This is a genomic window from Kitasatospora gansuensis (genome assembly GCF_014203705.1).
Taxonomy (GTDB): Bacteria; Actinomycetota; Actinomycetes; order Streptomycetales; family Streptomycetaceae; genus Kitasatospora; species Kitasatospora gansuensis.
Map to the genome: position 1 here is coordinate 3,861,873 of NZ_JACHJR010000001.1, position 24,278 is coordinate 3,886,150.

At 71.0% G+C, this 24,278-nt stretch carries 20 protein-coding genes and 1 tRNA gene; 10 read left to right on the forward strand and 11 right to left on the reverse strand.

From position 1 onward, the window contains the following. Positions 1–31: 31 nt before the first annotated feature. The 10 genes from dnaA to F4556_RS17010 all read left to right on the forward strand — a co-directional run bounded on the left by dnaA (position 32) and on the right by F4556_RS17010 (position 14,238). Positions 32–1,924, forward strand: a complete 1,893-nt coding sequence (gene dnaA, locus F4556_RS16965; RefSeq protein WP_184916460.1) for a chromosomal replication initiator protein DnaA — start codon at positions 32–34, stop codon at positions 1,922–1,924. A 954-nt stretch (positions 1,925–2,878) separates the two neighbouring features. Continuing rightward, a complete protein-coding gene (gene dnaN, locus F4556_RS16970; RefSeq protein WP_184916463.1) occupies positions 2,879–4,009 on the forward strand; it encodes a DNA polymerase III subunit beta in 1,131 nt (376 codons plus the stop codon). A 134-nt stretch (positions 4,010–4,143) separates the two neighbouring features. After that, a complete protein-coding gene (gene gnd / locus F4556_RS16975) occupies positions 4,144–5,019 on the forward strand; it encodes a phosphogluconate dehydrogenase (NAD(+)-dependent, decarboxylating) (RefSeq protein WP_184916466.1) in 876 nt (291 codons plus the stop codon). Positions 5,020–5,055: 36 nt separating this feature from the next. Further along, a complete protein-coding gene (gene recF, locus F4556_RS16980; protein ID WP_184916469.1) occupies positions 5,056–6,189 on the forward strand; it encodes a DNA replication/repair protein RecF in 1,134 nt (377 codons plus the stop codon). 48 nt (positions 6,190–6,237) lie between these two features. Continuing rightward, complete coding sequence (locus tag F4556_RS16985; RefSeq protein ID WP_184916473.1) at positions 6,238–6,750, forward strand: DciA family protein; 513 nt, start codon at positions 6,238–6,240, stop codon at positions 6,748–6,750. Positions 6,751–7,024: 274 nt separating this feature from the next. Continuing rightward, positions 7,025–9,040: a DNA topoisomerase (ATP-hydrolyzing) subunit B gene (gene gyrB / locus F4556_RS16990; RefSeq protein WP_313068334.1), complete on the forward strand. Its 2,016-nt coding sequence runs from the start codon at positions 7,025–7,027 to the stop codon at positions 9,038–9,040. 47 nt (positions 9,041–9,087) lie between these two features. Beyond that, positions 9,088–11,688, forward strand: coding sequence for a DNA gyrase subunit A (gyrA, locus tag F4556_RS16995; RefSeq protein ID WP_376775711.1), 2,601 nt, complete (start codon positions 9,088–9,090; stop codon positions 11,686–11,688). Between the two features lie 147 nt (positions 11,689–11,835). Next, positions 11,836–12,573, forward strand: a complete 738-nt coding sequence (locus tag F4556_RS17000) for a DUF3566 domain-containing protein (protein ID WP_313068335.1) — start codon at positions 11,836–11,838, stop codon at positions 12,571–12,573. A gap of 213 nt (positions 12,574–12,786) precedes the next feature. Beyond that, on the forward strand, positions 12,787–14,148 hold the full coding sequence (locus F4556_RS17005; protein ID WP_184916476.1) for a class I SAM-dependent methyltransferase: 1,362 nt from the start codon (positions 12,787–12,789) through the stop codon (positions 14,146–14,148). Positions 14,149–14,164: 16 nt separating this feature from the next. Then, positions 14,165–14,238 (forward strand) — tRNA-Ile (locus F4556_RS17010). Between the two features lie 63 nt (positions 14,239–14,301). Here F4556_RS17010 and F4556_RS39465 read toward each other — a convergent pair. The 11 genes from F4556_RS39465 to F4556_RS17065 form a co-directional block, all read right to left on the reverse strand. Continuing rightward, on the reverse strand, positions 14,302–15,495 hold the full coding sequence (locus F4556_RS39465) for a site-specific integrase (RefSeq protein ID WP_184916479.1): 1,194 nt from the start codon (positions 15,493–15,495) through the stop codon (positions 14,302–14,304). Next, a complete protein-coding gene (locus F4556_RS17020) occupies positions 15,495–15,683 on the reverse strand; it encodes a helix-turn-helix domain-containing protein (protein ID WP_184916481.1) in 189 nt (62 codons plus the stop codon). The genes F4556_RS39465 and F4556_RS17020 overlap by 1 nt, the downstream gene beginning before the upstream one ends. A 163-nt stretch (positions 15,684–15,846) precedes the next feature. Continuing rightward, on the reverse strand, positions 15,847–17,103 hold the full coding sequence (locus tag F4556_RS17025; protein ID WP_184916484.1) for a DUF3631 domain-containing protein: 1,257 nt from the start codon (positions 17,101–17,103) through the stop codon (positions 15,847–15,849). Between the two features lie 76 nt (positions 17,104–17,179). Next, positions 17,180–17,986 (reverse strand): bifunctional DNA primase/polymerase, encoded by an 807-nt coding sequence (locus tag F4556_RS17030; RefSeq protein ID WP_246511594.1) that lies wholly within the window; start codon positions 17,984–17,986, stop codon positions 17,180–17,182. Between the two features lie 62 nt (positions 17,987–18,048). After that, a complete protein-coding gene (locus tag F4556_RS17035; RefSeq protein ID WP_184916486.1) occupies positions 18,049–18,312 on the reverse strand; it encodes a hypothetical protein in 264 nt (87 codons plus the stop codon). A gap of 176 nt (positions 18,313–18,488) precedes the next feature. Further along, on the reverse strand, positions 18,489–19,250 hold the full coding sequence (locus F4556_RS17040) for a PP2C family serine/threonine-protein phosphatase (protein ID WP_184916489.1): 762 nt from the start codon (positions 19,248–19,250) through the stop codon (positions 18,489–18,491). A 16-nt stretch (positions 19,251–19,266) separates the two neighbouring features. Beyond that, positions 19,267–19,701, reverse strand: coding sequence for a hypothetical protein (locus F4556_RS17045; protein ID WP_184916492.1), 435 nt, complete (start codon positions 19,699–19,701; stop codon positions 19,267–19,269). 22 nt (positions 19,702–19,723) lie between these two features. Beyond that, on the reverse strand, positions 19,724–19,912 hold the full coding sequence (locus tag F4556_RS17050; protein ID WP_184916495.1) for a hypothetical protein: 189 nt from the start codon (positions 19,910–19,912) through the stop codon (positions 19,724–19,726). Positions 19,913–20,144: 232 nt separating this feature from the next. Continuing rightward, positions 20,145–22,259, reverse strand: coding sequence for a P-loop NTPase family protein (locus F4556_RS17055; protein WP_184916498.1), 2,115 nt, complete (start codon positions 22,257–22,259; stop codon positions 20,145–20,147). Positions 22,260–22,350: 91 nt separating this feature from the next. Beyond that, on the reverse strand, positions 22,351–23,940 hold the full coding sequence (locus tag F4556_RS17060; RefSeq protein ID WP_184916501.1) for a hypothetical protein: 1,590 nt from the start codon (positions 23,938–23,940) through the stop codon (positions 22,351–22,353). Positions 23,941–24,028: 88 nt separating this feature from the next. Continuing rightward, complete coding sequence (locus tag F4556_RS17065; RefSeq protein ID WP_184916504.1) at positions 24,029–24,247, reverse strand: hypothetical protein; 219 nt, start codon at positions 24,245–24,247, stop codon at positions 24,029–24,031. Positions 24,248–24,278 lie beyond the last annotated feature (31 nt).

Sequence of the window (24,278 nt, forward strand, 5' to 3'; positions counted from 1 at the left end):
CCCGCTCCGGGGAACGAGAAAGCGTGCACCAGTGGCTGATGTCAACAGCGATCTCGTCGCGGTCTGGGCGAGGGTCGTCGAGCGGCTGGTCAACGACCCGGACGTCGGGGACAGCGACAAGATGTGGCTGCGGCGCACCCAGCCGATGTGGATGATGCACGACACCGCCCTGCTGGCGGCCCCGAACGAGCGGGCCAAGCAGGTGCTGGAGGGCCGGCTGCTGCCGCCGCTGACCGAGGAGCTGAGCCGGGGGTTCGGCCGGCCGGTCCGGATCGCCGTGATGGTGGACGCCAACGCCGTGCCGCCGCCGCCCGCGCCGCAGGCCGCGGCCGAGCAGCCCGCCGAGCAGACCCAGGGCGAGGAGTGGCCGCCCCGTCAGCAGTACCGGGAGGAGCCCGCCGGGTACGACAACCGGCAGCCGGAGACCGGCCGTTGGCCGTCGCAGAACCAGGACGGCTACCAGGCCCCGGAGGAGTACTCCCGGCCGTACGAGGCGCCGTCCGAGCAGGGCTACGAGCGCGGCCGGTACGACACCGCGGGCTACCAGCAGCGCCCCGCGCCGTACGGCGGCGGCGAGCAGCAGCCGTCCTGGTCGGCCGCCGAGAACCCGCCCGAGCACCGCGGCTGGGAATCCGGCTACCCGGGCCGGGAGACCGGGCAGGACGACCTGTTCGGTGGCGCCTACAGCGCCCCGGCGCAGGGTGCGCCGGCCCGCCGGACGCCGCCCCGTCCGCCGCTCGGGCAGCCCGAGCAGAGCTCCCAACTCCCGGACGTCCGACCGCAGTCGGGCCCGCAGCGGCCCGGTGGCATGCCGGACCGCACGCCCAGCCCCGGGGTGCCCGCGCCGCCCGGCGCACCGCCGGCCGGCGGCAGCTCGCGCAAGGACGAGCCGGCCGCCCGGCTGAACCCCAAGTACCTGTTCGACACCTTCGTGATCGGCGCCTCCAACCGCTTCGCGCACGCCGCCGCGGTGGCGGTGGCCGAGGCGCCGGCCAAGGCGTACAACCCGCTCTTCATCTACGGCGAGTCCGGTCTGGGCAAGACCCACCTGCTGCACGCGATCGGGCACTACTCGCGCAGCCTGTTCCCGGGCACCCGGGTCCGGTACGTGAGCTCCGAGGAGTTCACCAACGAGTTCATCAACTCGATCCGGGACGGGAAGGCGGACGCCTTCCGCAAGCGGTACCGGGACATGGACATCCTGCTGGTCGACGACGTGCAGTTCCTGGCGTCCAAGGAGTCGACCCAGGAGGAGTTCTTCCACACCTTCAACACCCTGCACAACGCCAACAAGCAGATCGTGCTCTCCTCGGACCGGCCGCCCAAGCAGCTGATCACGCTGGAGGACCGGCTCCGCAACCGCTTCGAGTGGGGGCTGATCACCGACGTCACCCCGCCGGAGCTGGAGACCCGGATCGCGATCCTGCGGAAGAAGGCGATCCAGGAGCAACTGAACGCTCCCGCCGACGTGTTGGAGTTCATCGCATCCCGGATCACCCGGAACATCCGGGAGCTGGAGGGCGCCCTGATCCGGGTCACCGCGTTCGCCAACCTGAACCGGGCGCCGGTCGACCTGGAGCTGGCCGGGATCGTCCTGAAGGACCTCATCCCGGGTGGCGACGAGGACGCGGGGCCCGAGATCACCGCGCAGGTGATCATGCAGCAGACCGCCGCGTACTTCGGTCTGGGGGTGGAGGACCTCTGCGGCTCCTCGCGCAGCCGGGTGCTGGTGACGGCCCGCCAGATCGCGATGTACCTCTGCCGGGAGCTCACCGACCTCTCGCTGCCGAAGATCGGCGCCCAGTTCGGCGGCCGGGACCACACCACCGTGATGCACGCCGACCGGAAGATCCGCTCGCTGATGGCCGAGCGGCGCTCGATCTACAACCAGGTCACCGAGCTCACCAACCGCATCAAGAGCTGATCCCGGGGCGGTACCGGGTGTTTGAAGGGGAGTCGGCGGCGCCGGCTCCCCTTTCGCGTACCCACTGTCAGGCGTCCGTACGGGGCCTCGGCGGCGAAATCAGGTGTGGAGCGACGGCGGGCCGGGCAGTAATCCACCGACTGACGCTCCGCCAGGCCGACTGCCACACCGAACAACTGACCAGCTATTCGAACAGGTCAGAGCCGCAGGGCCGCAATCCACAGGATCGGGTGGTTTTTCCCCGTCCACAGCCTGGGGAGCTCGAAGTTATCCAGAATTCCTCCACAGGCCGGGCGCCGCTACGCTCTTCGACGCAGGTCAGACCCCTGTGTACTTGTGCACAACAGTTATCCACAGGATGTGGACAGTTGACGGACCGCCAGTGGGCCGAATGGGTTGTCCACCGCTTGTCCCCAGGACCAGGGCGGTTATCCCCAGGTTCTCCACAGCGGCGTCCACAGTTCGACAACATTGGCGGCCTGTTCACCAGCCGGTGTGAAAGCCGTCACGTGATGTTGACCGGGCCCCGTGGATAACCGGTCCATGATCTGGGGACGGCCCTGGGGATAACCTGTGGATACTGAGAGTGCCCTGTGGGTAACGCTTGGTCGTCCACAGCAGGGCCTGGTTGTCCACACTCCGGGTCCACAGGCGCTGTGGACAAAAAACCGGGTCTGACCTGCGGAAACGGGGTTATCCACGGTATCCACAGGCCCTACTACTACCACTACACCTATAGACCCCTGAACATGCTTAATCGTGGGGTGGGCCGAAATCTGTGGACAACCGGATCGCGACATCTGTTCGGTTGGCTTCCGCCCGTGTGCCCCGTCTGTCGGTGGAGTAGGAGAGACTGTTCTCCGGCAACCGGAGCCGAGGGGCTCAGCCCAGTGGGTCCGGTCCGGCCAGACGATCAAGACGCTGACAACAGCAGGACCCAGGAGGCGGTTACCGGTGAAGTTCCGGGTGGAGCGTGACGTCCTCGCGGAGGCGGTGGCCTGGGCTGCCCGCAGCCTCCCGGCGCGGCCGCCGGTGCCGGTGCTGGCCGGCCTGCTGCTGACGGCGCAGGACGGCAGCCTGGCCCTCTCCGGCTTCGACTACGAGGTCTCGGCCCGGGTCGAGCTGGCGGCGGAGGTCGAGGAGGCGGGCACGGTGCTGGTCTCCGGCCGGCTGCTGAACGACATCTCCCGCAACCTGCCGAACCGGCCGGTGGAGATCTCCACCGACGGCATGCGGGTCAGCGTGGTCTGCGGCTCCTCGCGATTCACACTCCCCACGCTTCCTGTGGACGAGTACCCGTCGCTGCCGCAGATGCCCACCGCGACCGGCACGGTCTCCGGCGAGGTCTTCGCCTCGGCCGTCAGCCAGGCCGCCGTCGCGGCCGGCCGCGACGACACCCTGCCGGTGCTGACCGGTGTCCGGGTGGAGATCGAGGGCGACAAGATCACCCTGGCCGCCACCGACCGCTACCGCTTCGCGGTCCGCGAGCTGATGTGGAAGCCGGAGCAGGCCGACATCTCGGCGGTCGCCCTGGTGCCCGCCAAGACCCTGCAGGACATCGCCAAGTCGCTCGGCAGCGGCGACACGGTCTCCATCGCGCTCGCCTCGGGCGGTGCCGGTGAGGGCCTGATCGGCTTCGAGGGCGCCGGCCGGCGGACCACCACCCGTCTGCTGGAGGGTGAGTTCCCGAAGTTCCGCAGCCTGTTCCCGACCGAGTTCAGCGCGGTGGCCGCGATCCAGACCCAGCCGTTCCTGGAGGCGCTCAAGCGCGTCTCGCTGGTGGCCGAGCGGAACACGCCGGTCCGGCTGAGCTTCGAGCAGGGCGTGCTCACCCTGGAGGCGGGCTCGGGCGACGACGCCCAGGCCACCGAGCGGGTCGAGGCCGACCTCGAGGGCGACGACATCTCGATCGCCTTCAACCCGGGCTACCTGGAGGAGGGCCTGAAGGCCATCGACTCCGCGTACGCCCAGCTGAGCTTCACCACCTCCACCAAGCCGGCGCTGCTCAGCGGCCGTCCGGCGGTGGACGCCGAGGCGGACGAGGCGTACCAGTACCTGATCATGCCGGTCCGCCTCTCCGGCTGACCCTCTCCACAGGCTGTGGACGGCCTCCCCCGACCGGCCCCGGTCGGAGGAGGCCGCGCTGGTTCCCGGCGTAGGCTCAGCCTGTGCGGCAACGGCGCCGCCGTCAGGCACGTCACCACAGGTAAGGACTTGTCATGGAGCTCGGCCTCATCGGTCTCGGCAAGATGGGCGGCAACATGCGCGAGCGCATCCGCCGCGCAGGGCACACCGTCATCGGCTTCGACCGCAACCCGGAACTCGCCGACGTGGACAGCCTCGAGGAGCTCGTCGGCAAGCTTGAGGCGCCGCGCGTGGTCTGGGTGATGGTCCCGGCCGGCGGCCCGACCCAGGACACCGTGGACCAGCTGGCCGAGCTGCTCTCCCCCGGCGACGTGGTCGTCGACGGCGGCAACTCGCGCTGGACGGACGACGTCAAGCACGCCGAGGCGCTGGCCACCAAGGGCATCGGCTTCGTCGACTGCGGCGTCTCCGGCGGCGTCTGGGGCCTGGAGAACGGTTACGCGCTGATGTACGGCGGCGAGGCCGCCGACGTCGCCAAGGTGCAGCCGGTCTTCGACGCGCTCAAGCCCGAGGGCGACTTCGGCGCGGTGCACGCGGGCAAGGTCGGCGCCGGGCACTTCGCCAAGATGGTCCACAACGGCATCGAGTACGCCATGATGCAGGCGTTCGCCGAGGGCTGGGAGCTGCTGGAGGCCGCCCCCGAGGTCACCGACGTGCGCGAGGTCTTCCGCAGCTGGCAGGAGGGCACCGTGATCCGCTCCTGGCTGCTCGACCTGGCCGTCCGGGCGCTGGACGACGACGAGCACCTGGCCAAGCTCAAGGGCTGGGCCGCCGACTCGGGCGAGGGCCGCTGGACGGTCGAGGCCGCGATCGACCACGCGGTGCCGCTGCCCGCGATCACCGCCTCGCTGTTCGCCCGGTTCGCCTCCCGGCAGGACGACTCCCCGCAGATGAAGATGATCGCCGCGCTCCGCAACCAGTTCGGCGGCCACGCGGTCGAGTCCAAGTAGGACCGACTCCCCAGAAGGCGAGCGCAGTTCACACCCATGCATGTCGCGCATCTGTCGCTCGCCGACTTCCGTTCGTACGCCGGGGTCGAGGTGCCCCTCGACCCCGGCGTGACGGCCTTCGTGGGGCCGAACGGCCAGGGCAAGACCAACCTGGTCGAGGCGATCGGCTACATCGCCACCCTGGGCAGTCACCGGGTGGCCACCGACGCCCCGCTGATCCGGCTCGGCGCCGAGCGGGCGGTGATCCGCACCAGCATCCTGCGGGACGGCCGGTCCACCCTGGTCGAGCTGGAGATCACCGCGGGCAAGGCCAACCGGGCCCGGATCAACCGCTCCGACAACGTCCGGCCCAGGGACGTGCTCGGCCTGCTCCGCACCGTGCTGTTCGCCCCCGAGGACCTGGCCCTGGTGAAGGGCGACCCGGGTGAGCGCCGCCGCTTCCTGGACGAGCTGCTGACCGCCCGCGCGCCCCGGCTGGCCGGGGTCCGCTCCGACTACGAGCGGGTGCTGAAGCAGCGCAACGCCCTGCTGAAGACCGCCGCGGCGGCCCGCCGGGGCGGCGGCGGCAAGGGCGCCGACCTCTCCACCCTGGAGATCTGGGACGGTCATCTGGCCCGCTCCGGCGCCGAGTTGACGGCCTTTCGGCTCCAGCTGGTGGCCGCCCTGCAGCCGCTGGTGGCGCAGGCGTACCAGCAGCTGGCACCCGGCGGCGGGGAGACCGCGCTGGAGTACCGCAGCTCCTTCGAGGGCGCGCTGCCGACCAGCCGGGAGGAGGCCGAGCAGCAGCTGCTCGACGCGCTCCAGCAGGCCCGCCCGCAGGAGGTGGCCCGCGGCCTGACCCTGGTCGGCCCGCACCGCGACGAGCTGGGCCTGCGGCTCGGCCCGCTGCCGGCCAAGGGGTACGCCAGCCACGGCGAGTCCTGGTCGTACGCGCTGGCGCTCCGGCTGGCCTCGTACGAGCTGCTGAAGGCGGACGGCGGGGAGCCGGTGCTGATCCTGGACGACGTCTTCGCCGAGCTGGACGCCCGCCGGCGGGACCGGCTGGCCGAACTGGTGGCCGACGCCGAGCAGGTCCTGGTCACCGCCGCCGTCCCGGAGGACGTGCCGAAGGCGCTGGCCGGCGCCCGGTTCGCAGTGGCGGACGGAACAGTGACCCGGCTGACCCCGTAGCCGTACTCTGGAAACTTCATCCACAGCCTGGGGAAAAGGAGTGCCGCCATGGGCGAGACACCGGAGCTCTCGGGCGTGGACCTGGCCCGGGTCGCGCTGCGCGCGGCGAAGGAGCAGGCCAGGCAGCGGGGCGAGCAGGTCCGCGAGAAGCGTGAGGCGAAGCGGCACGGGCTGCGCAGTGGGGCGCGCGCGGACGGCCGCGATCCGGTCCCGCTGGGAGCGGCGCTGAACCGGCTGATCACCGAACGGGGCTGGGAGGCGCCGGCCGCGGTGGGCGGGGTGATGGGCCGGTGGCCGCAGATCGTCGGTCCCGACATCGCGGCGCACTGCGTGCCGAAGGAGTACGCGGAGGCCGAGGCGGTGCTCACCGTACAGTGCGACTCGACCGCGTGGGCCACCCAACTTCGGCTGCTGGCACGTCAGTTGGTGGCCCGGCTGAACCACGAGCTGGGGCACGGCACGGTCAAGGTGATCAAGGTGCTGGGGCCGGCCGCGCCGCAGCGCGGGTACGGCCGGCTGCGGGCGCCGGGGAGCAAGGGGCCGGGCGACACCTGGGGGTAGCCCGGGTGCCGAAGGGAAGCAGATCTTCCGGAACCGCTGACGGCCCTTTTGAGCGGTCTCAGCCCCCCTGGCGAGTATCGGGACATGTCCCGAGGGGATTCAGGGCGGCTCATCTGCCTTCTGAGGCTGCCAAACGGCCATCTATGTCAGTCGTACCGGTAGACTGAGAGCCAAACACTGTTGCTCGTAGCAACCGAGTCGAAACGCCGTGGTCGCAGGCTCGCCCGTCCGATGGGCAGGTCTGCGGCCCGCGCTGTGCCAGAGAGGGCGCTTCGTGGCCGATTCCGGCAACTCCAGCCAGACCCCAGACCCCACCGACCAGGCGGCCGCGCCCCTCGACGCTAGTGGGGCGTACGACGCCAGCGCGATCCAGGTGCTGGAGGGCCTCGACGCCGTCCGCAAGCGCCCGGGCATGTACATCGGCTCGACCGGTGAGCGCGGACTGCACCACCTGGTGCAGGAGATCGTGGACAACTCCGTCGACGAGGCGCTGGCGGGGCACGCCGACGCCATCGACGTGACGATCCTCGCCGACGGTGGCGTACGGGTCATCGACAACGGCCGCGGCATCCCGGTCGGCATCATGCCGGGCCAGGACAAGCCCGCCGTCGAGGTCGTGCTGACGGTTCTGCACGCGGGTGGCAAGTTCGGCGGTGCCGGCTACGCCGTCTCCGGCGGTCTGCACGGTGTCGGCATCTCGGTGGTGAACGCGCTCTCCACCCGCCTTGCGGTGGACATCCTCACCGACGGCGCCCGCTGGACGCAGGAGTACAAGTCGGGCGTACCGACCGCGCCGCTGGCCAAGCACGAGGCCACCGACCGGACCGGCACGACCGTGACGTTCTGGGCCGACCCGGAGATCTTCGAGACCACCGTCTACTCCTTCGAGACGCTCTCCCGCCGCTTCCAGGAGATGGCCTTCCTCAACAAGGGCCTGTCCATCTCGCTGACCGACGAGCGCCCGGAGCACGCGGACGACGAGGGCAAGCCGCTCTCGATCACCTACAAGTACGACGGTGGCATCGCCGACTTCGTCACCCACCTCAACTCCCGCAAGGGCGACGTCATCCACCCCTCGGTGATCGACTTCGAGGCGGAGGACAAGGAGAAGAAGATCTCGGTGGAGATCGCGATGCAGTGGAACAGCTCCTACACCGAGAGCGTCTACTCCTTCGCGAACACCATCCACACGCACGGCGGCGGTACCCACGAAGAGGGCTTCCGCGCCGCGCTGACCGGCCTGGTCAACCGCTACGCGCGGGACAAGAAGCTGCTCCGGGAGAAGGACGACAACCTCTCCGGCGAGGACATCCGCGAGGGTCTGACCGCGATCATCTCGGTCAAGCTCGGCGAGCCGCAGTTCGAGGGCCAGACCAAGGACAAGCTGGGCAACACCGAGGTCAAGACCTTCGTCCAGCGGGTGGTGCACGAGCAGCTGAACGACTGGCTGGACCGCAACCCGAACGAGGCCTCCGACATCATCCGGAAGTCGATCCAGGCGGCCACCGCCCGGGTCGCGGCCCGCAAGGCGCGCGACCTGACGCGCCGTAAGGGCCTGCTGGAGTCGGCCTCGCTGCCGGGCAAGCTGAGCGACTGCCAGTCCAAGGACCCGTCCGAGTGCGAGATCTTCATCGTCGAGGGTGACTCGGCCGGCGGCTCGGCCAAGCAGGGCCGCGACCCGCGGATCCAGGCCATCCTGCCGATCCGCGGCAAGATCCTGAACGTCGAGAAGGCCCGGATCGACAAGGTGCTGCAGAACACCGAGGTCCAGGCGCTGATCTCGGCCTTCGGCTGCGGCATCCAGGAGGACTACGACGAGTCCAAGCTCCGCTATCACAAGATCGTCCTGATGGCGGACGCCGACGTCGACGGGCAGCACATCCGCACCCTGCTGCTCACCCTGCTGTTCCGCTTCATGCGGCCGCTGGTCGAGGGCGGGTACGTCTACCTGGCGATGCCGCCGCTGTACAAGATCAAGTGGGGCAAGGACGACTTCGACTACGTCTACTCCGACCGCGAGCGGGACGCGACCATCTCCGCGGGTGTGGCGGCCGGCCGCCGGCTGCCCAAGGACGACGCCATCCAGCGGTTCAAGGGTCTCGGCGAGATGAACGCCGAGGAGCTCCGGATCACCACGATGGACCAGGAGCACCGGCTGCTCCAGCAGATCACCCTGGAGGACGCGGCCCGCGCCGACGACCTGTTCTCGGTCCTGATGGGCGAGGACGTCGAGGCCCGCCGGTCCTTCATCCAGCGCAACGCCAAGGACGTCCGCTTCCTGGACGTGTGACGCACCCTCAGCACACTCCAGTCCGCGTGAAAGGAAACTGACCAGCAGTGGTCGACGAAAACCGTCCTGACGGCGAGCAGCCGGACACCCTCTCCACCGACACCTTCGTGTCCCGGGTCGAGCCGATCGAGCTCGAGACCGAGATGCAGCGCTCCTACCTCGACTACGCGATGAGCGTGATCGTCAGCCGGGCGCTGCCCGAGGTGCGCGACGGCCTCAAGCCGGTGCACCGCCGGGTGCTGTACGCGATGTACGACGGTGGCTACCGGCCCGAGAAGGGCTACTACAAGTGCGCCCGCGTGGTCGGCGACGTGATGGGCAACTACCACCCGCACGGCGACACCTCGATCTACGACACCGTGGTCCGGCTCGCGCAGCCCTGGTCGCTGCGGATGCCGCTGGTGGACGGCAACGGCAACTTCGGTTCCCCGGGCAACGACCCGGCCGCCGCGATGCGGTACACCGAGTGCAAGATGATGCCGCTCGCCATGGAGATGATGCGGGACATCGACGAGGAGACCGTCGACTTCGCCGCCAACTACGACGGCCGCTCGCAGGAGCCGACCGTCCTGCCGGCCCGCATCCCCAACCTGCTGATCAACGGTGCCACCGGCATCGCGGTCGGCATGGCGACCAACATCCCGCCGCACAACCTGCGCGAGGTCGCCTCCGGCGCGCTCTGGGCGCTGCAGAACCCCGAGGCCTCCAACGAGGAGCTGCTCGAGGCGCTGATCGAGCGGATCAAGGCGCCGGACTTCCCGACCGGTGCGCTGATCGTCGGCCGCCGCGGCATCGAGGACGCGTACCGGACCGGGCGCGGCTCGATCACCATGCGCGCGGTGGTGGAGGTCGAGGAGATCCAGGGCCGGCAGTGCCTGGTGATCACCGAGCTGCCGTACCAGGTGAACCCGGACAACCTGGCGCTGAAGATCGCCGACCTGGTGAAGGACGGCCGGGTGGCCGGCATCGCCGACGTCCGGGACGAGTCCTCCAGCCGGACGGGCCAGCGCCTGGTGGTCGTGCTCAAGCGCGACGCGGTCGCCAAGGTGGTGCTGAACAACCTCTACAAGCACACCGACCTGCAGACCAACTTCGGCGCCAACATGCTGGCCCTGGTCGACGGGGTGCCGCGCACGCTGTCGCTGGACGCCTTCATCCGGCACTGGGTCAACCACCAGGTCGAGGTCATCGTTCGCCGGACCACCTTCCGGCTGCGCAAGGCCGAGGAGCGCGCGCACATCCTGCGCGCCCTGCTCAAGGCGCTGGACCAGATCGACGCGGTGATCGCGCTGATCCGGGCCTCGGACAGCGCGGACTCGGCCCGCAGCGGCCTGATGGGCCTGCTCGACATCGACGAGCTGCAGGCCAACGCGATCCTCGAGATGCAGCTGCGCAGGCTGGCCGCGCTGGAGAGCGCGCGCATCCTGAGCGAGCACGACGAGCTGCAGGCCAAGATCAACGAGTACAACGCGATCCTGGCCTCGCCGTCCCGCCAGCGCGAGATCATCTCCGAGGAGCTGACCGCGATCGTCGAGAAGTACGGCGACGAGCGGCGTTCCACGCTGATCCCGTTCGACGGCGACATGTCGGTCGAGGACCTGATCGCCGAAGAGGACATCGTCGTCACGATCACCCGGGGCGGCTACGTCAAGCGCACCCGCTCGGACCTCTACCGCTCGCAGAAGCGCGGCGGCAAGGGCGTCCGGGGTGCGCAGCTGAAGCAGGACGACCTCGTCGACCACTTCTTCGTGACCACCACGCACAACTGGATCCTGTTCTTCACCAACAAGGGCCGGGTCTACCGGGCCAAGGGCTACGAGCTGCCGGACGCCGGCCGGGACGCCCGCGGCCAGCACGTGGCCAACCTGCTGGCCTTCCAGCCGGAGGAGCACATCACCCAGGTGATGGCGGTCCGCACCTACGAGGACAAGCCCTACCTGGTGCTGGCCACCCGGGGCGGTCTGGTGAAGAAGACCCCGCTGAAGGACTACGACTCGCCGCGCTCCGGCGGTCTGATCGCGATCAACCTCCGGGAGATCGAGGACGGCCGGGACGACGAGCTGATCGGCGCCGAGCTGGTCTCCGCCGAGGACGACCTGCTGCTGGTGTCGAAGAAGGCCCAGTCGATCCGGTTCACCGCCACCGACGAGGCGCTCCGGCCGATGAGCCGGGCCACCTCCGGGGTGAAGGGCATGGCGTTCCGCGAGGACGACGAGCTGCTCTCGATGAACGTGGTCAGGCCCGGCACCTTCGTCTTCACCGCCACCGACGGTGGGTACGCGAAGCGGACCTCGGTGGACGAGTACCGTGTCCAGGGTCGTGGCGGTTTCGGCACCAAGGCGGCGAAGATCGTCGAGGGCCGGGGTTCGCTGGTCGGGGCGCTGGTGGTCGAGGAGACCGACGAGATCATGGCGATCACCCTCTCGGGCGGCGTCATCCGGACCAGGGTTTCCGGAGTTCGTGAAACCGGACGTGACACGATGGGCGTCCAACTGATCAACCTCGGAAAGCGCGACGCGGTGGTGGGCATGGCCCGCAACGCGGAGGCGGACGACGAGGAGGTCCTGGAGGACGAGGGCGTAGCCCCCGACACCTCCGTGGCCGCCGACGGTGTGACCACGGCTGACGACGTGGCCGAACAGGCCTGATCGCGAGCTCTGGTGGCCGGTGCCCGACCCTTGCGGACGGGCACCGGCCACTGACCAGTACCGGGCAATCCGGCCGGGCGCTGGAGCAGTTGAAACGAGCAGGGCGGTGACCACCCGACCTGCCGGGTGAGTTGCGGGAGGACCAGGGTGAGTGGAGCCACGGGTGCTGCGGGCGGTACCGGGGGCGGACTGCCGGGCGGCGGTTCGTACGGTGGAGCCGGTGGCGCGACCGGTGGGCTGCCCGGGGTGCCGCCGCGCCCGGCCGGGGCGCCCCCGGTCGCGGGTGAGTCCGCCGCCTCGACCTCGCTGATGCCGCCGGTCGCGGCCGGCGGTGCGGGCGGGTACGGCTCGGCCCAGCAGCCGCCCGCCCAGCAGCCGGCCGGCTTCTCGCAGCCGACCACGTACACCAAGGGGCAGCCCACGCCGCCCCGGGGCACCAGGACCGGCCCGCCCGGGCCGGCCGCCCCGGCGGCCGCCGCCGCGCGCCGTCCCGGCCCCGCCGCGCCGGTCGGCCGGGTCCGCAAGGCCCGGCTGCGGGTCACCAAGGCCGACCCCTGGTCGGTGATGAAGGTCAGCTTCCTGCTCTCGCTGGCCGTCGGCGTGGTCATCATCGTGGCCACCGCGGTGCTCTGGATGACCCTGGACGCGCTCGGGGTCTTCGACTCGCTGTCGAGCACCCTGAAGGAGATGACCGGCAACGAGTCCGCCGGTGCGGTCGACCTGATGGACTACGTCGGCTTCGGCAAGGTGATGATGTTCACCGTCCTGATCGCGGTGGTGGACGTGGTGCTGATGACGGCGCTGGCCACCCTCTCCGCGTTCATCTACAACACCGCGGCCGGCTTCACCGGCGGCATCGAGCTCACCCTGGCGGAAGAGGACTGACGTACCGTCGGTTGTTTTGAGCCAGCTTCGCTCTCCCGTTCGGAGATCGGAATCTGCGGGCCCCCACTGCTGTTTGAGCGGTGGGGGCCCGCTGCATTCGGGTGACAGCTGTCCGGCCCCGGCGTGCCGTCGGAGAGGCGGCGGGCCGGGCTGTGTTGGCTGTTCCGCGGAGGAGGGGGCCGGCAGAGGCGATTCGGCGGTCGGAGGCTTGGCATGGCTCAGCTCGCAACACAACTGCTCGGTGCGGTCGAGGAGGTGCTCGGGGCCCGGATCCCGCTCCGGGTCCGGCTCTGGGACGGCAGCGAGGCCGGCCCGTCCGACGGCCCCTTGGTGGTGTTGCGCAACCGCCGGGCCCTGCGGCACCTGCTCTGGCAGCCCGGCGAGCTGGGCCTGACCAGGGCGTACGTCTCCGGCGACCTCGACCTGGCGCCCGGCGCCGACCTGTACGAAGTCCTGTCGCTGGCCGCCGAGTTCGCCGAACGGCCGGAGATCCTCCAGCTCCGGCTCGGCCCCCGGGACGTGGTCGGCCCGGCCGCTCGCCGGCTGCTCGGCCTCGCCCTGCGGGCCGGGGCGCTCGGCCCGCGGCCCACTCCCCCGCCGGAGGAGGCCAGGCTCGGCGGCGGCCGCGCGCACAGCCGGGGCCGCGACCGGGCCGCGATCAGCCACCACTACGACGTCGGCAACGAGTTCTACGGCCTGGTGCTCGGCACCTCGATGGTCTACTCCTGCGCCTACTGGGAGCCCGCGGCCAAGAGCCTGGAGGACGCCCAGGCGGCCAAGCTCGACCTGATCTGCCGCAAGCTCGGCCTGCGGCCCGGCATGCGCCTGCTGGACGTCGGCTGCGGCTGGGGCTCGCTGCTGCTGCACGCGGCCGAGCACTACGGCGTCCGGGCGGTCGGTGTCTCGATCTCGGCCGAGCAGGTCGCGCTGGCCAGGCAGCGGGTCGAGCAGGCCGGGCTCGGTGACCGGATCGAGGTCCGCCTGCAGGACTACCGGGAGATCACCGACGGCCCGTTCGACGCCATCTCCAGCGTCGGGATGGCCGAGCACGTCGGCGCCGTCCAGTACCAGGTCTACGCGAGCGGCCTGTACGGGCTGCTCGCGCCCGGCGGCCGGCTGCTGAACCACCAGATCGCCCGCCGCCCCGACCTGCCCGGCATCCCGTACAGCCCGAGCCCGTTCATCAACCACTACGTCTTCCCCGACGGCGAGCTCTCCCCGGTCGGCTCCACCGTCGGCGCCCTGGAGGAGGCGGGCTTCGAGGTCCGCGACCTCGAATCGCTCCGCGAGCACTACGCCCTCACCCTCCGCGAGTGGGTCGCCAACCTGGAGGCCCACTGGCCCGAGGCCACCCGCCTGGTCGGCCAGGGCCGGGCCCGGGTCTGGCGCCTGTACATGGCGGCCTGCGCCCTGGCCTTCGAGCAGAACCGGATCGGCGTGAACCAGATCCTCGCCGTCCGCCCCACCGCCACGGGCGCCAGCAAGCTGCCCCCGACCCGCTCCCAGTGGCTCGCCGCAGTCCCTGAGCTGGGCCCCGCCGATACGGATTTGGGAGATCGGCCGTCGGTCCGCTAATCTTTCAGTGCGGCAAGGGCCTATAGCTCAGACGGTTAGAGCGCTTCCCTGATAAGGAAGAGGCCACAGGTTCAAGTCCTGTTAGGCCCACCTGCGGAAACGCCCCCGATGGATATCCATCGGGGGCGTTTTGTTTGCCCCTACGCCAACGCTTTACGCCAACGCCTGCGGCGGTCGGCGAGATGACGGCAGAACAGGCGCCGAGCTGATTCCCTGGCGGAGGGTGTCGCTCAGCTTCGCGGCGGCGGCCCGCTGTGTGGCAGTCGTCACGTGGGTGTAGATCTCCAGGGTTGTCTGGATGCGGGCATGGCGGAGGATCTTCTGCGCGTCGTTCGGGTGGACGCCGAGATGGGCGAGCAGACTGCCCACTGTGTGACGCGTCACCTTGAGCGGAACCCGTCGGACGCCGGACCGCAGCACGCGCCGCTCGAAGGTCTCTGAGAACCCGTCAGGATCGACCATTCCGCCGGTCTCGGTGCTGAAGATGAGGTCCATGTCGGTCCAGTCGATCCCGGCCCGGACCTTCTCCCGCTGCTGCAGTACGCGCCGCTCCCCCAGCGCCTCCAGGCAGAACCGAGGCAGCGGCACGGCGCCCGTGGACGCCTCGGTCTTCAGGTCCACGTGGACCAGCCCCACCCCAGTCCGCCGGCGCACCTGCTTGCGCGGGTGGATCGTCCCGGTGGACAGGTCCACGTCGATCCAGCGCAGGCCCAACAGCTCACCCCGCCGGAAGCCGAGCACGAGAGCGAAGACGAACGCGGCGTGGAGCCGGTGGGGGCGGGCCGAGCGGAGGAAGGTCAGCGCGTCTTGGGCGGTCCAGGGGATGACCTCCTTGCGGGACGCCTTGGGCATGTCCACCAGCCGGGCGACGTTCCGCAGCAGTAGCTCCTCCTTCATGGCCTGGGTCAGTGCGGCCCGGAGGGTCTTCATCACCTCCTGGCGGGTCGCGCCGCCGACCTCATCCCGCTCCAGCTTGTTGAAGAACGCGCGGACGCCCCGGACGTTCAGCTTGGTCAGGGCGCCCTTTCCCAGGCCGGGCTTCAGGTAGAGCCGCACCATGGTCTCGTGCTTGTCGTAGGTGCCGAACCCTCGGTTGGGCTTGATCACCTGATCCAGCCAGTAGTCGAGCCACTGGTCCGTCTTCCATGCCTTCGACGGGGTGGGGACGCCCTTGTCCTCCAGCTCCTTGGCCTTGGCCAGCTTCTCGGCTGCCTCGTCGTAGGTCTTGCCGTACCGGGAGATCCGCTTGCGCTCGCCGTCGGTCGTGGTGACGTAGACCCGGGCCTCGTAGCTGCCGTCCTTCCGTCGGCTGACGCTGCCGGCGCCGTTCGGGTTTCGCTTGGTCACTAGTCGGTGCTCCTGGGCTGGTTGCGGATGTAAGTGGCGAGATCTTCGCTGGAGATCCGGCGGGCACGGCCGATGTGGAAGCTCGGCAGCGCACCGAGACGGAGCAGGTCGTAGACCGCGCTGCGGCCGAGGCGGAGAGCGGTCATGACTTCGGGCACGGTGAGGGCTTCGGGCGTGGCGGTGGTCATGCTCGGGTTCCTTCCGTGGTGCGGAGGTCGGTTGGAGTGTTGCTCGGCCGGGCTGGTTGGTCGGCTTCACTCTGGGGAATCCGCTACAGCCGCTACGCCGCTACGTGGCAGGTCAGACGGGGTGTGGTTGTAGCGGATGGTGTAGCGGTAGCGGATGGGTCGGTCAGCCGACGGTGGTGAACTCCGCCGGGGTGCCGGTGGCGGGGGCCGGGGATGTAGCCGCTACGGCTACCTCTGCCGCTACAGAAAAGAGGGCCCTGACCTGCGGTGTAGCGGACGTAGCGGGTGTAGCGGATTCCTCGGAGAGCGGCGGGCAGTACCGCAGCCAGGCGTCGGCGAGGTCTTCGGCGTAGTAGCCCTTGAGCACGGTCTTGGGGCCGGTCCGGATGTTGCGGGGCTTGATGGCCTTGCCAGCCGGGGTGACGTACTCGCCGAGCATCTGGGAGAGGGCACGGGTGGTGAGCGGCCGGCCGTCCAGGTCGGCCCAGGGGGCGTCGTCCAGGTCGTTGAGCTGTTCCACGAGTGCGGTGCTGAGCAGCCGCTCGGCGGTGCCGAAGATGGTCCGCAGGTCGGTGAGCAGGCGGATGCCGATGGAGCTGCTGTCGTCGCCCTGGGCCGCCTTGACCAGGTGGACGCACGCGGCGCGCGCCCGTGCGGGCCAGGCGCCGCCGGCCGCGTCGGCGACGGCGAGCAGGGGCTCCCACACGTCGGCGGGCCGGTCGGCGATGCCGTCGGGCATCTCGGGCCACGCTCCGTCGACCTGTTCGCGCACCGACTCGGCCCAGTCGGCGAGTCGGTCGCGCAGCACGTGGCCCTCGGGCTCGTTGATGCGCTCGCGGAAGGACTCGACCGTCTCGTTGGGTGCGCGGCGGCGCATCCGGATGACGATGGAGCGGCTCATGATCGTGTCGGGGAGGCCGCCGAGTCCGGCGAGGGCGAGGGCGGCGTAGACCGGGAACTTCACGATCTTGTGGTTGTCGCCTTCGCGGACGCTGCGGATGACTCCGCCGGTGCGGCGGTAGCCGGAGTTGATGAGACCGCGCAGTTCCTCGTTCCCTGCTGCCTTGGGGCCGAAGATCGCGTCGACCTCGTCCCAGAGGATCGTGGGGCGTCCGGCGGAGTCGCTGGAGACGGAGCGGAACAGCGCGCTGGGGCTGATGTCGTTGGTGACCAGCGGCCGGGGCGTGAGGGTCTGGATGATCTCCAGGGCCCGGGTTTTTCCGCTCTGCGGTTCCGGGGAGAGGAACGCCAGGCGCGGGGTGGTTCCGAAGCAGTCGATCAGGTGGGTGTGGGCGTCCCACAGGACCACGGCGACGTAGGCGTGTTCGCTCGGGAAGGCGTTGAAGCGCCGGTGGTGGGCCTCGATCGCGTCGAGCAGTTCGGCGCCGTTCTCCGGCGTGGGCGGGGTGGGATCGGTCATGCTGGTTCTCCGTTCGATAGGGCGGAGCCCAAGGGGCGGCCGGGTTCTTTGGCGAGAGACGGCCGCCCCTTGGGCGTCAGTAGGTGAGTTCGAGGCCCCGGGTGACGGAGCGGAGCGCGTAGGCGTAGGGGACGCCCACGGACTCGGCGGCGGCGACCAGTTCGGCCGCGGCGTCGTCCAGGTGGCAGGGGCCGGGGCAGGTGCGGTGCTGGGCGGCGAGGAACCGGGCGGCGCTGTGGGCGGCGGTGCCGGCGCCGTGCTCGCGGTGGGAGCGGATGCGGGCCAGGCCCTGGTTGAGGCCGGTGCGGATGAACCGCTGGGTGTGGCGGCACCCGGGTGTCGCGGTGCGGGACCATCCGCCGCCGGGAGTGGAAGACACCAACGTCCGCCGCGCCGGAAAGGGGTTGGTGTCTTCCCGTTCCGCCAGCGTGCGGACGGCATCGGGCAGGTCGGTGAGGGTGCCGGTGCCGTGGCCGAGCCAACGGGCGTACTGCATCAGGGACTTGATGTCCACACCGTCCCTGACCCCGTTGGAGGAGCGCATCGTGCCCCGGTAGATCCAGTGCTCACCCCGGGTACTGGCCACCGTGACCGTGGCGGGCAGGTTGGCGCGGGCCCAGGTGACGGCTTCGGCCGTGTCGAGGTCGAGGACGGTCACCCCGGCCCCGCCCGGGTGGTAGGCCACCGCCACCGCGTCCCGCCATGCCCTGGCCCACGCGGCGCTGGTGAGGATGTTCGGGTTGGTGGTGGCTGCGGCCCAGGCGTGGCACGGTCGCGGGCAGCGGCAGGGCCCGGGGATCAGCATGTTCGGCCGACCGCCGCACGCGTTGCCGTGACAGGTGCGGCAGTTGCCGACCGGGCCCTTGCCCTCCCGAACCGGCATCACCGGCAGCCCGGTCCGGGCGAGGTCGAGGGCCAGCGCGACCAACGGCACCGCGGTGCCGTTCAGAACGGCGGCTCCTGGCTGTAGCCGCTGCCGACCGGCTGACGGCGGCGGGGCAGCGGGAGAGCGAGCAGAGGCTCAGTGGGAGCGCAGGGGCAGTGCTCCCACCAGCCTTCCTCGGTCTCGTTGTTGCCGTCGTACCAGCCGCCGTGACCGTCACAGTCCCAGCAGTTCGGGTTCGGCAGCCGGTAGAGGCCGAGACGGCCGCGCTCCCACCCCCCGCGCCAGACTGCGAGTTGGAAGTGGCTCAGGAAGCGGTTCAACATGTTGGTCTCCCCGTGGAGTTGTTGCGGTGTGGGCTTCGGCGCAGACCTTGTGCGAGGGGCGCCGGTGGTCGTCGCGGAGCGGGGTGGCCCTGCCGCACCAGCGGCAGGGCAGGTTGCGAGTGGCGTCGAAATGGGACGAGTCGCGCCAGTCCAGGGAAGCCACGACCCGCGCCCGGTCAGCCGGTCAGGTCGATGACCAGCGCGGTGGCGTTGTCGGCGTTCTGGGTGTTGCGGACGGCCAGCTCAGCGAACCGCTGCGCGACCCACTCCCGGGGGCCGGTGAGCACCGGGGCCAGGAAGCGGCCCCGGCGGGTAAGGGAACCGGTCCCGTCGGGGGTGGGGAAGATGCCGGCGTTCTCGTGCGGGAGGTAGGCGCCGTCCGAGGCGAGCAGGAGGCGCCGGGTTGCCCGGCGCGGGCCGAACCGGACCTTGGTGCTGGCGATCTCGCCGCCGAGGAACATCAGGGAGGAGGTCAGGCGGTCGTGCGCGTCCGGTGCGGGCTGCTGCCCTGCCCGGCGCTGTCGGGCGGCTTCGTTGTGGTCGGTGGTCAGCAGGTGGGCCCGGCCTCGTTCGGCGAGGTAGGCGCGGCAGTCTCCGGCCCAGGCGATGTGCAGGTCACTGGAGTTGGTGAGCACGGCGATGATCACGGCGGCGTCCGCCGGCCACTTCTTCGGGTGATCGAGGTGGGCGCGCTCGGCGTGCAGGACGGGACGGGCCAGCTCGATCGCCGCACGCGGGTCCCCGAGACCGGCGGCGGTACCCGCCAAGGCGAGCGCGGTGCGGGGCGTCCAGGCGGCGACGTGCTCGCGGTCGCCGATGCCGTCCAGCAGGACCCACGCGGTGTGGCCGGTGATCGGGTTGTGGTGGTGGGCGGCGGCGTCCGCCTGGTGGGTGCGTGCCCCGAGCTGCTGGGAGACGGTGTGGTCAGTGGTGTACACGGGAGGCTCCTCGTGGTCAGCGGTTGCGGTTGTTGACGTTCATGTGGACGTTGACCGCTCCCCGGCCTGAACTCCCGCTGCTGCTCTGGTTCTTGAACAGGTAGCCGAGGGCGAGGACGGCGGCGAGCAGACCGAGGCCGGTGGTGGCGGCGGCGATGGCCTGGAGCAGGAAGGCGGTTCCAACGCCGGCGGCGCCGATTCCGATGCCGCCACAGAGCAGCCGAGCGGGCCACGGGTCTCGGCCCGGTCCGGCGGCGTACGGGGCCGGGGGGTGGACGGCGGTCGGGTGGAGTACCTGCGGCGCGTACTGCTGGGCCGTCAGGTACTGGACTGGAGCGCCCTGGTAGGGAATCAGCGGCGCTGCACCAGCGGGGGTGCTGAAGTACTGGTGGCCGTCGGTGGGGGTGGGCACCGGGGCGACGTAGAGGGGGTAGGGCTGGTTGGGGTCCACGGTGCTCTCCTCCGGGCTGGTGTCAGTTGAGGGGCAGGAGGCCGACGACGGCCGATATCGCGGAGTTGATGGGGCCCTGGATGCCGGTCTGGGCGAGGGTGAAACCGGACAGCCAGAGCACGAGCGCGGTCGGCAGGGAGACGCGGCGGCCACGGATCAGCAGGACGCCGCTGCCGGTGAGGACGACGGTCAGGGAAGCGGAAACGATCACGGCGGTGCCTTCCTCGGTGCGGATGGAGTGGGTGGGTGCCGCCCGGTCAGGTGGGCTGCGGGCGGAGCCGGTGGCCTGTCATCCGGCCTGTCATGCGGAGGTGTCTGTCACCTGTCGCCTGTCACCTGTCTGTCACCTGTAATCCGCAGGTCACAGCGGGGGTTTCAGGCTTCGGTGCCGCCGGAAGGCCCGTTCCAGCGGCCCGGGTGACAGGTGACAGGCGAGGGGTGGTTCAGGCGCCGTCGGCGTGCAGGCGGTGGACGTAGCGGACCTTGCTGCCCTCACCGACGCGCACCACGTCGCCGCTCTCGGCCCATGCCTTCAGCCAGTTCTGGATGACCGGCCGGCGGGTGCCGAAGCTGTCCTTCAGCGCGCGCTCCATCGCGGAGGCGCCGGTGCCGTCGGGCCCGGCCGCGAGCAGGAGCGCGAGGGCGGCATCCTTCGCCCCGGGCTCTTCCACCGAAGCAGGTTCGTCCCGGCCGCTGGTCCAGGTGCTCGGGTCAGACCAGTCGGTCGCCGTCGCCGCCGACGGTTCCTCGGCCGGCGGCAGGAGCCAGATGCTCTCCAGCTCGTCGTCCGAACCGGGGGCCGGCCGGTCCCAGTTGGCGGTGGCCTTCCACTGCGCGGGTAGCGGCCCGGCCCCGGCCTGCCCCGCCGCCGCACCGCTCGCGGCCACCGTGGTCTGCTCGGCGGTCTCGGCGGTGTTCCAGAGGTGGCCGCAGCGCGGGAGAGTCCACCGCTCGGTGTAGTCCTCGCCCGCGGCTTCGAGCGACGGCCCGTCCAGAGCCGGACGGCGGTGCGCGGTGACCGCGCTGATCTCCTCGATCTGGGCGGGGGTGATGCGCCACTGCCTCGCCTTGGCGGGCTGCTTGCCCTCGGTACCGACCAGCAGCGACCCCGGACCGGAGAACGAATCCTCCGCGCGGAGGGCGCGCCAGCCGAAGAGGTGGCCCAGCTCGGAGTCCTCGTAGGCGCCGGTGGCGACCCGGTTCGAGGCCATCTTGCGCACCAGCGGATCGGGCATCACGTCCGAGGTGACCCGCAGGACCGACACCACGGCGCGAATGGCCATGGCGCGGGCAATGCGGATGACCTCGGAGACCCCGGCGAGAACGGCGCGGGCCTCGCGGGTGGCGGCGACCTCGGCGCCCTCGTCCATGATGATGACGATCTCCGGGACGCTCGGCCCGACGGGCAGCTTGTCGTCGTTCGCGTCGCGCATCGCGTCCTGGTAGGCGACCTTGCGGCGCTTGGCGATCCGCACCGCGGCCGCCAGCATCCGCTTCGCCTCACCCGGAGTCGAGGCCACCCAGTCCACCCCGGGCACCGGCACCTGCTCCTTCGTCCAGCGGGCACCGTCGCGGCCGGTCTGGGCGTCGTGCCAGGCGTTCAGCCACGGCAGGCCGATCGACCCGGCGTTCAGGTCGATCACCCACACCAGCGTGTCGTTGGTGCCATTGAGCTCGGCGATCAGGGTGTGCAGCCAGTTCGTCTTGCCGGAGCCAGTGGGGCCGGTGACGATCGTGGACGCCTGCCGCAGGTCCAACTCCGCACGCGCCCCGTCCGAGAGCACGGCGATCGGCAGTGGGTTGTTCACCGTCGCCAGCTCGCTCAACTCGGCGACGGGGAACGGGATCTCGATCCCCGCCAGGGACTGGGTGGTGACCAGGATCAGCACCCGGCGCCGTGAGATGCCGGGCATGACCTGGAGGCCGCAGCCCTCGGGCAGGTCGAGGTCGGCGCCCAGGCCCTCGGAGCGGTCGGTGATGGCCCGTCGGGTGGTGCCGCCCTCGGGCAGCTCCACTTCGAGGGTGTATCCGGCGCCGCTCGGCCAGTGCTCGATGCCGAGCACGGTCACCTGGACGTTGCAGACGCGCTGGATCCGGTCGGTCCAGTCCGCGGCCATCTGCCGGCGGGCACCGATCAGGAGCAGGTGGCGGCGGGCTTCCTGCTCGATCTCCTCGTGCCCGGCCAGCACCGGCGCCAGGCACCCGCCCGCGATCCCGGCGACGGCGAGGGTGCCGACCTGCGGCCAGTGCCACGGCCCGCCGTTCGCAATCGCCCACGAGGTCCAGCCGCCGGCGGTCAGCCAGCACGCGGTGCGGAACGTGAGGGTGGCGGTGGTCAGGCGGCGCCGGGCCGAGGCGTACGCGGTGGCCATCGCACCGGCGGCACCGGCGGCCAGGGCCCATCCGGCGGGCATCCCGGTCGAGTGCCCGAGGGAGGCTGCGGCGAGTGCGCCAGAGACGGAGTTGACGGTGCCGGTCAGCGGCGTGTGCCCGGCACTCCAGTCCAGCCGGTCCAGCAGAGCGGGGTTCTTGCGGTTGTTCTTGGTGAACGTGCTCATGGGGCGTGCCCTCCTTGGGCGAAGGGGACGGGCCGTCCACAGGGTGTGGACGGCCCGGTCAACAGCGGCGGGGGGTTGGTGTCTTGGCTGGTCAGACGTTCCACTTCCGCTCGGCGTCGAGGCCGTTGCGGGGGTTCTCGGTGCGGTCGATGTCGACCTGGTGGGCGCGGCGGTAGGTCGGGCCGACCTCTTCGAGGGCCTGGACGACCTTGCTCATCGCGCGGTATCCCTCGCCGATCTCCTCGACCACGACCGGCTCCACCGGCAGGCGCTCCATGGCCAGCTCGGTCAGCACCCGCAGGGCCTCCTGGAGGGTGGAGTAGGCGGTGGGCAGGTCGTTGATCAGCTGCTCGAACTCCGCCATCTGCTCCGGGTCGAAGGACGCGGCGGCCTGCAGCAGGACGTCGGCGGCCGAGGACAGGGAGAACGCGGGAACGGTCGATCCGGACTGCTGGTCGGTCACGGTGCTCTCCTTCACGGTGGACTTGCCCAGGCTGATCGGGGACGCCGCCGCTCCGGCACCCGGCGCGGCGCCGGTCCGCTTGGCGGCGGGGTGGTGTGCGGCAGGCCAGTTGACCTTCGTGGCCGGGACCGGCACGGCCGCCTTGCCACTGCTGTCGAGGCCCTGGCCGAGGATCGCGGCGTCACGGCGGTCGCGGGCGGCACGGGCCCGGGACGACAGCCGGGCCCACGTCCGGCGGACGTGAGAAGACACCAACCCCCGCTTGCGCCAGTTCCCCGCCAGCACCGACAACGCACCGACCCCGGCGGTGGCGAGCACCGCGCCGCCCATCCGGGCCTTGAACCGGCCGGCCGAGCGCTTGAGCCGCTTGTGCTGCTCAGCACTCAGCCCCTCTGGCGTACGGGACTTGGCGTCGTTGGTGCCGGTCTTCGAGCCGGTGGGGGTGATTCCGGCGCGGCGCTCGGCACGCGCCAGGCCCTTGGCCAGGCGAGCGTCGGTGCGGGCGGCCCGCCGGTCCTGCCTCTTCGCCGTTCCGCCCGGCGACAGCGCGCCGCCGGACGGCCGGGCCTTGTCGAGGGAGCGGGACACCCAGCCGGGCCGCTGTCCACCGTGGGATCCACCGGAGTGGCCCGAGTGGCCGCGTCCGGCGTGACGCTGACGGTCCTTCTGGTCGGAACCGCCGTACGTGGAGCCCTGGTTGGAGCCGCCGACGGTCGGGCGGTGGCTGGGCCGGGGCGGGACGGCGGCAGCGGTCTGACCGAGCGCGGCCGTGCTGCGGGCAGGGACACCGGCGGCGGAGCGGCCGGTCGAGGGCCGGGTCTGCTGACCGGGGACGTGCAGGGAGTTGGTTCGGCGGCCGGCGGAAGCCGGGCCGTAGGCGGTGCTGGGCATCGGGTGCCGGGCGACGGTACGGGCGAGGTGGCCCGCGTTCGCGGCACGGATGGCCTGGTGAGCGCGGGTGCGCCCGGTGCGGCGCCGCAGGGCTGCGGCACCTGCCGCCGCACCGGCCACGGCCCCGGCAACGGTGAGGCCGAGCGGCCCGGCGACGACAGCACCTGAGGCGATGCCGGCGGCGGCATTCGCGGCGGCGACCGCCAGCGGCATCCCCGGCAGCACCGAACCACCAGCAGAGGCCGGGGTGTTGGTGCGGGGAGCGGGCGGCGTGTTGGGGGGTGGTGCGGTGGTGGTGACCTCGACCACGGTCGGGGCATCGGACATGATGACAACTCCGGATCTCTCGCAGGGAGTTCTGGGAACCCGGGACGGCCGGACAAGCTGCCAGGCCGTGTGGCCGTCCCGGGGCAGGTCAGAGCTTGTTGCTGCCGAGCGAGAAGTGGATCGTGGCGGTGGCGGAGACGCCCATGCGCTCGGCCACCAGCCGCAGGGCCTCGTAGTAGACGCTCTGCCGGGTGATGCCGGGGCGGTCCGGGGTGAGACCGTCGAAGGTCTCCAACTGCCCGTTCACGCGCTGCACCGTGAGGATCCAGTGGTGGATCACCTGCTCGGCCGGGCCCGGGGCGCTCACTGGCCCTTCCCCTCGGACGGGCCGCTCGGCG